We start from the raw sequence: 13,625 nt of genomic DNA on the forward strand, positions 1-13,625 counted from the left end.
ATGTCGGTGCGGGTCGGTCACGGCGCAGCCACGCACGCCGGGCTGCGCGGGCGCGCGAACGAGGACTCCTACCTCGCGGCAGCACCCGTCTTCGTCGTGGCCGACGGCATGGGCGGGCACGAGGCCGGGGCGCGGGCGAGTGCGGCTGCGGTGGCCGAGTTCGAGCCGCTGGTCGGCGTCGCCGCGGTGTCGAACCAGGACGTGCGGGCTGCCATCGAACGGGCGCGGGCGAACATCGACGCCCTCGCCAGCGGCCAGCGAGCGGCCGGGACGACCCTGACCGGGGTCGTGCTCACCCGTGTGGGAGACGCCGGTTATTGGCTGACGCTCAACATCGGCGACTCGCGCACGTACCGGTGGGCGCGCGGCCGCCTCGAGCAGATCAGCGTCGACCACTCCGTCGTGCAGGAACTCGTCGACTCGGGGCAGATGGACGCCGAGACCGCCGCGCGACACGCACGGCGCAACGAGATCACCCGAGCGCTCGGGGCCGGCAGCGCCGGGCAGGCGGATTTCTGGATGCTGCCGGCGGAGAGCGGCGACCGCATCCTCGTCTGCTCGGACGGTCTGTCCACCGAGCTCGACGACGAGCGGATCGCCCGTATCCTCGACGAGGAGACCGAGCCGCAGGATGCCGCGCAGCGACTGGTCCACGAGGCGTTGCTGCACGGTGGTCGCGACAACGTCACGGTGATCGTCATCGACGCGCTGGGCGACGGCGGTGACGATGTGTACGACACCGTGCCGTCCGCCCAGCCGGATGACGCAGACATAGACACCCGGCCGCGCGCAGCGGCCGCAGGGGGGAGAGGCTGATGGTCGAGGTCCGCTACGTTCCGGCGACGGGCGCGGAGCACTGGCGCGTCGCACTCGCGCCCGCGGCGGCCGTCGCCCTGCCCGCGAACGTGTCGATCCCGACGGTCGAGGCCGTGTGGCGGCGGCTGGAGGAGCGAGGGATCGGTGCCGTCATCGAGGCCCTCACCGGCGCGTTCGGCACCTCGCTCGCGGCCATCCCCGACTTCATCCTGGCCATCGTCGAAGGTGATGGGCTCCGTGTCGCGGTGCGCGGGCCGGTCGAGCTCGTCGTCGAGACCGAGTCCGGGCCGCTGTCCGTCTCGGGGCACGGGGTCTCGACGTGGGCCGAACGTCACATCCCGGGTGTCCGGCGCGCGTCGGCTCTCTTCGCCGAGGCGGCGGACGAGGCCGCGTCGCTCCCCTTCGTCGAGGGCGTCGTCGCGGCGGACTCCGTCACCGTCGACCTGACGGACGCTCGGCCGGGCGTCCGCTCCGCGAGCCCCTTCGTCGCAGCGCCGACCGCACCCCCGCGTGCGCCGGCGCCGGTGCCCGCGCCGGTGCCGGTGGTCGCCGCCCCGGCAGCCGCCGCCGAGGCACAGCCCGAGCCCGCCGCAGTGCCCGAGCCGCGCGTCACTGCGCCCGCGACTGAGGCCGAGGCGGGGCCGGCGGACGACGACATCCCGTTCGACGAGTCGCCCGGCGCCCAGACCTTCGTCCCGCTCGGCGACACGGCCGCCGCCGACGAGCACGCGATGATCTGGGGAGAGACGGTGGTCCGGCCGACGCTGCCCGCCGAACAGTCCGACCCGGCCGACGCGGCCCTCCCCGCCGACGACGCCACCGTCGTGTCCTCCCCGGCCGGTCCGGCCGGTGATCACGACGGCGAGACCATCGCCGTCGCCGACATCCGCAGCGCGCGACGGGGCGAGCCGGCGGTCTACGAGTCGACCGAGATCGTCCCGGCTCGTCGCCTCGCGCGGGGCCGTATCCGTGTCTCGGACGGGCAGGTCGTGGAGCTCGACAACACCGTCATCGTCGGACGGCGTCCGCGGTCGTCGCGATCCACGGGCGACATGCTCCCCACGCTCGTCGCCGTCGAGAGCCCCGAGCAGGACATCTCGCGCAATCACGTGGAGATCCGGGCGGAGGGCGAGCACGTCCTCGTGGTCGACCTCGACACGACGAACGGCTCGGTGCTGCTGCGCGGCGGCAACGACCCGGTGCGGCTGCATCCGAACGAGCCGACGATGGTCGTCTCGGGCGACGTGCTCGACATCGGTGACGGCGTCACGATCGCGTTCGAGGACCTGCCGTGAGCGCGAAGCGGCCCCCGGCGCCGCCGCCAGAGCTGCCCGGGTTCACCTACCTCGAGCTGCTCGGTTCGGGCGGCTTCGCCGACGTCTACCTGTACGAGCAGCACCTGCCTCGCCGCAAGGTCGCGGTGAAGGTGCTGCTGCCGGAGCGGATGGCGGGCGGCTCGGTCGAGCAGTTCACCGCCGAGGCGAACGTCATGGCGATGCTGTCGACGCATCCCGCGATCGTGACGATCTACCAGGCCGGTCTCGCCGACGACCAGCGGCCGTACCTCGTGATGGAGAACTGCCCGCGGCCGAACCTGCAGGTGCGCTACCGCGCTGCGGCGTTCTCGGTGGCCGAGGCCTTGCGCGTGGGCATCCAGGTCGCGGCTGCGGTCGAGACGGCGCACCGTGCCGGCATCCTGCATCGCGACATCAAGCCGGCCAACATCCTCGTGACGGAGTACAACCGGCCCGCGCTGACCGACTTCGGCATCGCGACGACGACCGACGGCGCCGACGAGACCGCGGGGATGTCGATCCCCTGGTCGCCGCCCGAGGCGTTCGGCGAAGGCGCGGATTCGGGCGTGCGCTCCGACGTCTACGCGCTGGGCGCCACGATCTACACGCTGCTGGCGGGCCGTTCTCCCTTCGAGCAGCCCGGCGGCCGCAACGGCGCCGCCGATCTCATCCAGCGGATCGAGACCGCGCCGCTCGAGCCCCTCGACCGCGCCGACGTGCCGCCGTCGCTGCAGCAGGCGCTCGCTCGTGCGATGGCGAAGAGTCCCGCGGCGCGCTTCGACAGCGCGGTGGCGTTCGCCCGTGCGCTGCAGCGCGTGCAGATCGAGCTCGCCCATTCGGTGACCCCGATCGACATCCTCGACGATTCCCCCGACGCCGAGGAAGAAGAGGATGCCGACGGCGAGCTGACGCGCGTCCGCGGCATCGTGAGCATCGAGCCGACGACGGCGCCTCCCGCCGGGTCCACGCGCCGCAAGGGCGGGGCGAATGCGACCTCGCCGTTCGCCCCGACCGCCTCGGGATCGCCGTTCGCCCCGGCGGCCCCCGACGAGACCGTGCTGCGCCCCTCGGCACGTGCCGGGCAGGACGCCACCGTCCGCCGTCCCCGCACGGTCGAGCCGGCCGCCGATCACACGGTGCAGCGCGGGGCGACGGCGTCCGGGGCGACCGCGAGCGCGACGGGCCCGGATGCCGTCGCGGTCGCGCCAGGGGAGGGAACCCCCACCGGCACGGCCCAGGAGGTCGCACCGGGGCGCTCGCGGTCGTGGCTGTGGATCGCCCTCGGCGGCGTCGCCGCGGCGCTGATCGTGGCCGTCGTCGTGGTGGCGAGCATGCTCCAGCCGTCCACCCCCGCCGAGCCGCAGGCGAGCGAGTCGCCCTCCAGCGCGCCGCAGGACCCGCTCGCCGGCTTCGTGCCGCGTGTCGGCGACCTCGCGGGCGCGGCGGCGGGTGCCGACGTGACGTTCACCTGGACCAACCCGAACCCCGCCGAGGGCGACTCGTACCTCTGGTACCCCGTCACGCTCGACGGGGCGAGCGCACCGCAGCGCGTGGAGCACGAGACCGTCACCGTGCCGGCCGACCCGTCGGGCCGGACCTGCATCGAGGTGCAGCTCGTGCGCGCGAACGGCGGGGCAGGGGATGCCGTGCGGGGCTGCACGCCCTGACGCCGCGTCAGCCGCGGCCGGGCTTGTCCTGATCGCGCTTGCTCTCCCGCTCCTCGGCCTTCTTCTGCTCGTCGGCGGCCTTCTTCGCCTCCTGCTCGGCCTTCTTCGCCGCCTCCTCGGCGGCCTTCCGGTCGGCCTCCGACCCCGGTCCTGGGCCGGTCGTGTCCTCCACCGGCGGGGCGGGCTGTTCACCGGACTGGTCCGACTGATCGGTGACGACGGTGGCGGGCTCGGTCTCCTCGGTGGGCGCCGGCTCCGGGTCGGGAGACTGTTCGGTGTCGGCGGGAGTGGTCGGCGGGGCTTCGGGCGCCGCACCCGCAAGACCGAGGCCCGTGAGCGTGGCCGCCGCGAGAGCGGCGGCGGCGAGCCCGCCGATGAGGCCGAGTCGCGCGCGCGAGGGGTGACGACGCGCTGACGGGGCCGGGTCGGGTGCGGCCTCGGGGAGGATCCGCGTCGGGCTGGTCGGGCTGGTCGGGGTGATGACGGCCGCCGCCGGGAGCGTCGCCGCCGCGGCCGCCGCAGGGATCACGGGACGAGTCGGTGCCGCGGGTCTGCGGGCCAGGTCGGATGCCGCCGCGAACACCTCGGCCGCACTGGGCCGGTCCTCCGGCCGCATGGCGGTCATGCCGCGCAGCAGGGCGACCCACCCGGAGTCCAGGGTGTCGGGGATCTCGGGTGCGACGGTGAGTCGTGCGAGTGCTTCGCCGAACCCCTCGGCGCGGGGAAAGGCGCGCTGGCCGGTCAGCGCTTCGAGCACGACCAGGCCGAGCGCGTAGATGTCGGCGGGCGGAGCGGGCGGCGCCCCGGTGAGCTGTTCCGGGGAGAGGTACGCGGCCGTTCCGATGACGGTTCCCGGCTGGGTGAGCCGAGCGGCGTCCACGAGCACCGAGATCCCGAAGTCGGCGAGCTTCGCGCCCGATCGGTTGCCGAGGGGTGGCACCGGCGCCAGGAGGACGTTCGACGGTTTGATGTCGCGGTGCACGATGCCCGCGTCGTGCACGACGTGGAGCGCTTCGGCGAGGTCGGCCGCGAGAGCCGCCGCGTCACCGGCCGGGAGAGGCCCCTCGGCGATGCGCGCGGCGAGGGTCGGGCCGTCGACGAACTCCATGACGAGGTACTCCGCGCGGCCCGGAGCGAGCTGCGCGTCGTAGAGCGTCACGAGAGCGGGATGGTTGAGCGAGGCGAGCACGGTCATCTCGCTGCGCGCGCGGGAGGAGGTGCTCGCTCCCTCCATCTCGGGGCGCAGCAGCTTGATCGCCACGGTGCGCCCGAGGAGGACGTCCTCAGCCCGATGGACCCGGGCCATGCCGCCGTGGCCGACGCATTCGCCCAGCCGGTATCGACCGTCGAGCATCGCCTCCGTGGGCGGAGGTTCGTTCGTGACCATGGCGTCCTCCTGCGACCGCATCCCCGGGTCGGATCGGCCACGCTCAACCGTAGAGATCGCCCGGCCGCATGCCAGGGTCTTGACACCGGGCGGCGGAGCGGGGCGGATGCCGCGGGTCAGACCTGGCGCGAGCCGAGCACCTTCACGATGACGGACCGACGGCGCAGCTCGGCGATCGTCCTTGTCTCCTCGTCGGCGTTGCGGCCGAGCGCGTGCACGTCGGAGACGACGACGACGTCACCCGCGGTCAGGTGACCGAACAGTCGCGACAGGCGCTCCTGCCAGCTCTCGCCCGTCTCGGGGGCCGGATGCCGGAAGCCCTCGATCGGAACGCCGAACTGGGCGAGCGCGTCGCGCTGAGCCACGATGCTCGGCATGTCGTCGCGTGAGACGACGAGGCCGACGAGGCGAGCTCCCGCGGGGCGCGCGGCCCACCATTCCGGACTCGGCTGCAGCGCCGCGAAGCTGTCGGGCAGCTCGTCGACGGGGGAATCGGGCAGCGCGATCGTACGCGTCTCGGCGTAGTCCGCCGCCGGGCGCGTGGTCCGGTCGTCGTCGGTCGGGGTGCTCACCTTCTCATTGTCGCCGACGCGAGAACGGTTTTCACCACGAGTTCGCCTCAGACGTCGTTCTGACGCATCTCCAGGCTCACCTGCTGCGCGTCGAGCCGGCGCTGCGACTCGCGCAGCACCTCGGACGAGAACGCGCCCTCTCGCGACAGCTCGAGCAGTCGCGAGCGCATCGCGCCGATGAGCAGCAGCTGCAGCTCGCGGGCGAGGGCACCGGCATCCTCGTCGGCCGCGTGCTCGAGTCGGCGCCGCGCGATCGTCAGGGTGCGGGCATCCCATCTGCCGCCCTCCTCCACGGCGAGCGTCGGGTCGGCCAGCCGGTCGAGCGCGGCCGTCCGCAGCTCGGCGTCGAGCGCTTCCTCCTCTTCGCGCAGCAGTGACGTGTCGGCGGCCGCGCTCGGGATGCGCAGCGCCCGCACCAATGCCGGCAGGGTGAGGCCCTGGAGGAGCAGGCTGATGACGGCGACCAGGAACGCGGTGAGGATGAGGAGCTCGCGTTCCGGCGTCTCACGGGGGAGGGTCTGCGCCGCGGCGAGGGTCACGACCCCGCGCATCCCGGCCCACACGATGATCGTGCCGTGCTTCCAGCCCAGCGGCGATGCCTCGTAGTAGTCGAGGTCGTTGAACGCCCGGGTGACCCGGCTGCGCATGCTCTCCAGACGCCGGCGCGTGGCCCCGGGGTCACGGCCGCGCCCGGCGAAATCGGGTGGCAGGCTGTCGAGGCGCTCCGAGATCTGCTCGAGGCGGTCGCGCTGGCGCAGGCGCGCGCGACGCCCCTGGAAGAAGATGAGCCCCGCGACGTAGACGGCGCGGATGGCGAGCAGGATCGCGAGCGAGCCGAGGGCGAGCAGGATCGCCTTTCCGGGACCGCTCTGCTGCCGGAAGTTGTCGTCGAGGATGCCGCGCAGCTCGAGCCCCATCACGAGGAAGACCCCGCCCTCGAGGACGAGCTCGACCGTGCGCCAGTTGATCTCGTCCGAGACCCGCTGCTCGGCGGTGAAGCGCCGTGCGGCGCCTTGACCCGTGGTGATGCCCGCCGCGACGGCGGCGACGAGCCCCGAGCCGCCGAGGTGCTCGGTCGGCAGGTACGCCACGAAGGGAACGATGAACCCGAGGGCGGTGGCGGCGACCGTGTTCATGCGCGCCCGGATGCGCAGGTTCAGCCCGCCGACGACGACCCCCACGATCACGGCGGCGACGATCCCCCAGACGAAGGTCCCGACCGTGTCGGCGAAGGCGAACCCGCCGGCGACCGCGGCGATCGCGCTGCGCAGCAGAACGAGGGCGGTGGCGTCGTTGATGAGGCTCTCGCCTTCGAGGATCGTCACGACCCGCGGTGATATGCCGAGCCGCTTGACGATCGAGGTCGCGACGGCGTCGCTCGGGCTCAGCACCGCCCCGAGCGCCACGGCCAGCGGAAACCCGAGCTGGGGCAGGACGAGGGTGAGGAAGCCGCCGATTGCGAGCGCGCTGATGACGACGAGCGCGACGGCGAGCCCCGAGATCGACGGCAGGTCGCGCCGGAACTCGACCGCGGGCAGGCGCACGGCCGCCGCGTAGAGCAGGGGAGGCAGCACACCGACGAGGATCAGCTCGGGGTCGACCTCGAAGTCGTCGAGGATCGGCAGCCACGACGCGGCGAGCCCGACCGCGACGAGGATCAGCGGACCCGCGACGCCCAGGCGCTTCGACAGGGATGTCGAGAGCGCGATCGCGACGACACCGAGGATGAGTCCGGGCAGCAGTTCCACGCGTCCGGGTGCCCGTCAGAGGATGCCGAGGGCCCGGACGGCGTCGCGCTCGTCGATGAGCTCGGCGACCGAGGCGTCGAGCCGTGCCCGGCCGCGTTCATCGAGCTCGAGTCCCGTCACGACGCGATAACCCGAGCCGTCGCTCGTGACGGGGAAGGAGCACACCAGCCCCTCGGGCACGCCGTACTCGCCGCGCGATACGACGGCGGCCGAGGTGCGCCGGCCGTCCGTGCCCAGCACGTCGTCGCGCACGTGACGCAGCGCTGCGTTCGCGGCCGATGCGGCCGACGACGCGCCGCGCACCGAGATGATCTCGGCGCCGCGCTTCGCGACACGGGGCACGAACTCGTCGTCGAGCCAGGCCCGCGCGGCATCCGTTCCGCCCAGTCGGTCGGCGAGCGCGTCGATCGCGGGGCGCCCGGCGACGGTCGCGGTGGCGATGTCGGGGAACTGCGTGGCGGAGTGGTTGCCCCAGATGACGACGCCCTCGATGTCGGTCACCGGCACCTCGAGCTGTGCGGCGAGCTGCGCCACGGCGCGCTCGTGATCGAGGCGGGTCATCGCGCTGAAGCGCTCGGCCGGCACGCCTTCGGCCGCCGACGCCGCGATCAGAGCGTTCGTGTTGGCGGGATTGCCCACGACCAGCACGCGGACATCGGATGCCGCGGATGCCGCGATGGCCGCGCCCTGCGGGCCGAAGATGCCCGCGTTGGCGGCGAGCAGGTCGCCGCGCTCCATGCCGGCCGATCGGGGCCGGGCACCCACGAGCATCGCGATGCTGGCACCCGCGAACCCGGTGCGCGCGTCATCCGTGACCTCGACCGAGCGCAGCAGCGGGAACGCGCAGTCCTGCAGCTCGAGCGCGGTCCCCTCGGCGGCGCGGACGCCCTCGGGGATCTCGAGCAGGCGGAGGTTCACGGGCCGCTCGGGGCCGAGCATCTCGCCGGCGGCGATGCGGAACAGCAGGGCGTAGCCGATCTGACCGGCCGCGCCGGTGACGGTGACGGTGGTGGCGTCCATGTGCCGAGCCTATTCCTGCCGCCGGGCGGGGCGCGTGGCGGAGCGCGACGCGGTCGCGGATGCAAGGGATCCGGGCCGACACCCCGTGATGGATGCCGCACGGCCGGGGTGTCGCGGCCGATCCCTTGCGTCGCGGCGTGGTGAACCGGACCACAGCGGCGGATCCCGGCTCGTCGCCGTGCGGCGACGCGGTGGGCGACGCGCCGCAGGTACGGTAAAGCGCATGAACGAACGCGACCGCGGAGCCGCACGGTGAGCGTGTCGGCCGCCCTGGCCGGCATCCTGTATCCCGAGATCGAGCCCTACGAGACGGGCTTCCTGCTCGCCGGCGACGGCCAGCGCGTCTATTGGGAGCAGTCGGGCAATCCCGAGGGCAAGCCGGTCGTGTTCCTGCACGGCGGCCCCGGCGGCGGAACCTCGCCGTGGCACCGCCGCTTCTTCGACCCCGAGGCCTACCGGATCATCCTGTTCGACCAGCGCGGCTGCGGGAAGTCGACGCCGCACGCGAGCGATCCGGCCGCCGACCTGCGCTACAACACCACGTGGCACCTCGTCGCCGACATCGAGCTGCTGCGTCGCAACCTCGGCATCGACCGGTGGCAGGTCTTCGGCGGCTCGTGGGGGTCGACGCTCGCGCTCGCCTACGCGCAGTCGCACCCGGATGCCGTCTCCGAGCTGGTGCTGCGCGGGATCTTCACGCTGCGGCGCCACGAGCTCGAGTGGTTCTACGAGGGCGGGGCGGCGGCGCTGTTCCCCGACCTGTGGGAGGACTATCTCGCCCCTGTCCCGGTCATCGAGCGGAGCCGACTGATCGAGGCGTACCACCGGCTGCTGACCGATCCCGATCCGGCGGTGCACGTTCCCGCCGCCCAGGCCTGGACGCGCTGGGAGGCCTCGACCGTGACCCTCCGTCCCGACCCGGAGCTGGTGGCCGGGATGACGGAGGCCGAGTCGGCGACCGCGTTCGCGCGCATCGAGAACCACTACTTCCTCCACGGCGGATGGCTGCGCGAGGGGCAGCTGATCGAGGATGCCGCGTCGGGCCGCCTCCGCGGCATCCCGGGTGTCATCGTGCAGGGCCGCTACGACGCGTGCACGCCTCCGATGACCGCGTGGGACCTGCACCGGGCCTGGCCCGAGGCCGAGTTCGTCATGGTCGACGATGCCGGCCACTCGGCCGGTGAGCCCGGCATCGCCGCAGCCCTCGTCGCCGCAACCGACCGCTTCGCTCGCTGACCCGCACCGCGCAGCGCCGCCACCGTCGCCGAGAACGCACCGCCGCCGCGACAACGCACCGCGGATGGTGCGTTATCGCGGGGAGAGTGCGTTCTCGGCGGAGCGGGCCGGGGGCCAGTGCACCGATACGTCGAGGCGTCGGCGGGTGGGGGCGGACGCCGGGGACACGAGCATCGGGAGGAGCGCGGCCATCGCTTCGCGGCCCAGCTCGTCACCGTCCACGTCGATCGCGGGCACGTCGTCGGCTCCGATCGCCTCGGCCACCAGGCGTTCCGCGCTGACGACGATCTCGCCGGGCGAGGCGACGCCACGGGCGCGAAGCGCGAAGACGAGCCCGAGCCCGATCGACGTGGCGTAGGGGACGACGGCGGTCGCGCCCGAGTCCATGACCGCGTCAGCGGTCGCGACACCCGCCGCGAACGTCGCCGGAAAGGGGCCGAGCGCGGTCAGCTCGACGCGCTCGCCGACCGCGGCTTCGATCGCGGCCGAGCGCTGCCGGTCCTGCCACGAGCCGTCCGGCCCGCCGAGGTACACGATTCCGCGGTGCCCGGCGTCGGCCAGGCGCGTCGCGAGCTCGGCGAAGGCGCTCGCGGTGTCGGCCACGATCGAGGTCATGCCCGCGATCTCGCGGTCGACGAGGACCGTCGGTCCGAAGGCGCCGGCGGCGCGCACGATGTCGTCGGGACCGCGCGGGGCGACGAGGATGCAGCCGTCGACCTGCCGAGCGAGGCGTTCGAATCCCTCGAGCCCGTCGACGTCGTCGAGCCGGTGCACCGCGACCGTGAGCTGCAGGTCCGACTCGCGCGCACGTTCCTGGGCCCCGGCGATGATCGGCGTGAAGAAGGCGTTGTCGAGGGTCGGGACGACGAGCGCGACGATGCCGCTGCGTCCTCGGGCGAGGTGGCTCGCCGCTCGATTGGGGATGAAGCCGAGCGTCTCGGCAGCGGCGCGCACCCGCGCGACCGTCTCGGGCGCGACGAGGTCGGGGCGACTGAGCGCCCGGGATGCCGTCGACTTCGACACACCCGCGTGCGCGGCGACATCGGCGAGTGTCGTCACCGCGCCCCCCCTTCATCCCGCCGCTTCGTCCCGCCGCCGCATGGCGCGACGGTCCGCTCATCCTACTGAGCCGAAGCAACCGGTTGCGTCGCCGTTGGACGGCGGTTTTACACGGTGTTAACACGAATGGTCGCAGGCCTCCCCGCGTGGGCTCTACGGTAGAAACAACCGGTTGCGCAACCGGTTGCGCCCGCACCCCTCGCACGAACGGAGTTCGCTCGTGGTTTCACGCCGCACCGGACTGCTGGCCCTCCCCGGGCTCGCGCTCCTGCTGGCGGGGTTCCTCATCCCGTCGATCGCGATGCTGTTCGCCCCTCCCGGCGTCAGCCCGGTCGACATCCTCGAACGCCTCGGTCGGATGCTGACCGACCCGTTCGATCTCGCGATCATCGGGCGCACGGTCGGTCTCGGCCTCATCGTCACCGTGATCTGCATCGTGCTGGGGTTCCCGATCGCCTACCTGCTCGCCCGCTCAACGTCGCGCTGGTCGGGTGTGCTGCTCGCCCTCGCGATCTTCCCGCTGCTGCTGAGCAACGTCGTGCGCACCTTCGGCTGGCTCGTGCTGCTGGGGTCGAACGGCGCGATCGGGCAGCTCCTCACCGGCCTCGGCCTCGTCGACCGTGCACCGCAGCTGCTCTACACCGAGCTCGCGATCGTGCTGGGTCTGACGCAGCTCTTCCTGCCGCTGGCGATCATCTCCTGCTACTCCGCCGTCGCTCAGGTCGACCCCGGACTGGATGACGCCGCGCGCGGTCTCGGCGCGAGCCGCACCCGCACCTTCTGGGGCATCGTCGTGCCGCTCTCGGCGCCGGGCATGGTCGTCGCGTCGACCCTCGTCTTCGCGGGGAGCGTCACCGCCTACACGACCCCCTACCTGCTGGGCGGTTCGAGCCAGCGGATGCTGTCGACGCAGCTCTACTCGTACTCGAGCGTCACGATCGACTGGGCGGCGGCCAGCGCGACGGCCATCATCATGACGGTCCTCGTCTTCGCCGTGTCGGGCCTGTCGGCCGTCGCCGGACGACGGGGGGCCACCGCGTGAAGACGAGTCGTCCCGTCGCGGCATCCCTCGCCGTCGCCGGATACATCATCATGATCGTGCCGATCCTCTTCGTGGTCGCCACGGCGTTCACGGGCGGACGCAGCCTGCGCTTCCCGCCCGAGGGCTTCTCGCTGCAGTGGTTCGAGGCCGCGCTGAACTACGACCCGTTCATCAGCGCGCTGCTGTCGAGCCTCCAGCTCGCCCTCATCGCGACGGTGCTCGCGCTGCTCATCGGCGTCCCGGTGACGCTGGCCATCCACCGCGGCCGGCTGCCCGGCAAGGGACTCGTCGAGGGGCTGTTCCTCTCGCCGCTCATCGTCCCCGAACTCGTCGTCGGCCTTGCGCTCTATCAGCAGCTGATGATCGGCCTGCGCCTCGACAACTTCCCGGTGCTGCTCATCGGCCACACCGTGCTGATGCTGCCCTACGCGGTGCGGGTCACCGGAGCATCGCTCGCACTCGCCGATCCCGGCATCGAGGAGGCCGCCCGCGGCCTCGGCGCCTCGCCGCTGCGCGCCTTCTTCTCGGTCACGCTGCCCTTGCTGCGCCCCGGCATCTTCTCGGCCGGACTGCTGAGCTTCGTCACCTCGTTCAACAACGTGCCGCTGTCGCTGCTGCTGCAGAGTCGTGACTTCCGCACGCTCCCCGTCACCATGCTCGACTACGTCCAGCAGAGCTACGACCCGATGGTCGCAGCCACGAGCACCATCATTCTCGCGGGCACCGTCGTCATCGCCGTCATCGCCGAGCGCACGGTCGGCTTCGCCCGCATCTTCGGAGGGATCAACCGATGACCACCGCAGCAGAGTTCGTCGGGGTGACCCAGCGCTTCGGCGACTTCACCGCCGCCGACGACATCGACCTCGCCATCCCGTCGGGGCAGCTCACCACGCTGCTCGGGCCGAGCGGATGCGGCAAGACCACCTCGCTGCGGATGCTCGCGGGCTACACGCAGCCCACGTCGGGCCGCATCATGATCGCGGGCGAGGACGCCACCCGCACCCCGCCCGAGCGGCGCGGGCTGGGCATGGTGTTCCAGTCGTACGCGCTGTTCCCGCACATGAGCGTCGCCGAGAACGTCGGATACGGCCTGAAGCTGCGCAAGGTCCCGGCAGCGGAGCGCCGCCGCCGGGTCGAGGAGTCGCTCGACCTCGTCGGTCTCGGGCACCTCGCGGCGAGCCGGCCCAAGAAGCTCTCGGGCGGGCAGCAGCAGCGCGTGGCCCTCGCCCGTGCCATCGCCATTCGCCCGACCCTGCTGCTGCTCGACGAGCCGCTGTCGAACCTGGACGCGCGACTGCGCGTGCAGATGCGCGCCGAGATCCGCCGCATCCAGTCCGAGACCGGCCTCACCGTCGTGCTCGTCACGCACGACCAGGACGAGGCGCTCGAGATGTCGGACCGCATGGTCCTCATGCGCGACGGTCGCATCATGCAGGAGGGTGCGCCGTCGGAGGTGTTCACCGCTCCCGCGAACCGTTTCGTCGCGGAGTTCCTCGGCTACGAGAACTTCCTCGCCGCCGCGGACGGGACGCTCACGACCGTGCGTCCCGAGCACCTCGCCCTCGGCTCTCCCGCCGACGGCACCGGGCTCGCGCTCGACGGAGTCGTGCTCGACGTCGCCTACCGCGGCGTCGACCGTCTCGTGACCGTCGAGACCGCCGACGCCAGCGGCGCGGCCGTTCGTCTCATCGCGGATGTCCGCGACGAGGCCGTTGCCGCACGCCCGGGCGACCGGGTCACCGTCACCGCTCCCAGCGCCCGCCTCATCCGTCTCGCGGCCTGA

12 protein-coding genes are annotated in these 13,625 nt (G+C 72.7%); 7 read left to right on the forward strand and 5 right to left on the reverse strand.

The genetic code is table 11. The features are described 5' to 3' along the window. From CI089_RS07840 to CI089_RS07850, 3 genes are read left to right on the forward strand one after another with little or no spacing between them, the layout of a single operon-like run. Positions 1–816 carry a PP2C family protein-serine/threonine phosphatase gene (locus tag CI089_RS07840; RefSeq protein ID WP_094260950.1) on the forward strand — a complete coding sequence of 272 codons (816 nt, stop codon included), beginning with the start codon at positions 1–3 and terminating at the stop codon, positions 814–816. Next, positions 816–2,111 (forward strand): FHA domain-containing protein, encoded by a 1,296-nt coding sequence (locus CI089_RS07845; protein ID WP_094260951.1) that lies wholly within the window; start codon positions 816–818, stop codon positions 2,109–2,111. The genes CI089_RS07840 and CI089_RS07845 overlap by 1 nt, the downstream gene beginning before the upstream one ends. Next, complete coding sequence (locus tag CI089_RS07850; protein ID WP_094260952.1) at positions 2,108–3,778, forward strand: serine/threonine-protein kinase; 1,671 nt, start codon at positions 2,108–2,110, stop codon at positions 3,776–3,778. Before CI089_RS07845 ends, CI089_RS07850 begins: the two co-directional genes overlap by 4 nt. Before the next feature lie 7 nt (positions 3,779–3,785). On the opposite strand, the gene CI089_RS07855 is transcribed toward CI089_RS07850, so the two are convergent. The 4 genes from CI089_RS07855 to CI089_RS07870 all read right to left on the reverse strand — a co-directional run bounded on the left by CI089_RS07855 (position 3,786) and on the right by CI089_RS07870 (position 8,505). Further along, positions 3,786–5,165, reverse strand: coding sequence for a serine/threonine-protein kinase (locus CI089_RS07855; RefSeq protein WP_094261308.1), 1,380 nt, complete (start codon positions 5,163–5,165; stop codon positions 3,786–3,788). A gap of 116 nt (positions 5,166–5,281) precedes the next feature. After that, positions 5,282–5,737 carry a recombinase family protein gene (locus tag CI089_RS07860; protein WP_094260953.1) on the reverse strand — a complete coding sequence of 152 codons (456 nt, stop codon included), beginning with the start codon at positions 5,735–5,737 and terminating at the stop codon, positions 5,282–5,284. A 47-nt stretch (positions 5,738–5,784) separates the two neighbouring features. Further along, positions 5,785–7,485: a cation:proton antiporter gene (locus CI089_RS07865; RefSeq protein ID WP_094260954.1), complete on the reverse strand. Its 1,701-nt coding sequence runs from the start codon at positions 7,483–7,485 to the stop codon at positions 5,785–5,787. Positions 7,486–7,500: 15 nt separating this feature from the next. Beyond that, positions 7,501–8,505 (reverse strand): malate dehydrogenase, encoded by a 1,005-nt coding sequence (locus CI089_RS07870; RefSeq protein WP_094260955.1) that lies wholly within the window; start codon positions 8,503–8,505, stop codon positions 7,501–7,503. Between the two features lie 258 nt (positions 8,506–8,763). Between CI089_RS07870 and pip the strand changes: the two genes are divergently transcribed. Beyond that, on the forward strand, positions 8,764–9,741 hold the full coding sequence (pip, locus tag CI089_RS07875) for a prolyl aminopeptidase (protein ID WP_071919453.1): 978 nt from the start codon (positions 8,764–8,766) through the stop codon (positions 9,739–9,741). Positions 9,742–9,813: 72 nt separating this feature from the next. Here the strand turns inward: pip and CI089_RS07880 are convergent, their stop codons facing one another. Further along, positions 9,814–10,800, reverse strand: coding sequence for a LacI family DNA-binding transcriptional regulator (locus tag CI089_RS07880; RefSeq protein ID WP_094260956.1), 987 nt, complete (start codon positions 10,798–10,800; stop codon positions 9,814–9,816). Positions 10,801–11,020: 220 nt separating this feature from the next. Between CI089_RS07880 and CI089_RS07885 the strand changes: the two genes are divergently transcribed. From CI089_RS07885 to CI089_RS07895, 3 genes are read left to right on the forward strand one after another with little or no spacing between them, the layout of a single operon-like run. Continuing rightward, positions 11,021–11,842: an ABC transporter permease gene (locus CI089_RS07885; RefSeq protein WP_036304705.1), complete on the forward strand. Its 822-nt coding sequence runs from the start codon at positions 11,021–11,023 to the stop codon at positions 11,840–11,842. Further along, the gene (locus CI089_RS07890) at positions 11,839–12,636 is read left to right on the forward strand and encodes an ABC transporter permease (protein WP_094260957.1); all 798 of its coding nucleotides are present in this window, start codon (positions 11,839–11,841) and stop codon (positions 12,634–12,636) included. The genes CI089_RS07885 and CI089_RS07890 overlap by 4 nt, the downstream gene beginning before the upstream one ends. Next, the gene (locus tag CI089_RS07895; protein ID WP_094260958.1) at positions 12,633–13,625 is read left to right on the forward strand and encodes an ABC transporter ATP-binding protein; all 993 of its coding nucleotides are present in this window, start codon (positions 12,633–12,635) and stop codon (positions 13,623–13,625) included. Before CI089_RS07890 ends, CI089_RS07895 begins: the two co-directional genes overlap by 4 nt.

The organism is Microbacterium sp. Yaish 1 (assembly GCF_002245215.1).
Lineage (GTDB): Bacteria > Actinomycetota > Actinomycetes > Actinomycetales > Microbacteriaceae > Microbacterium.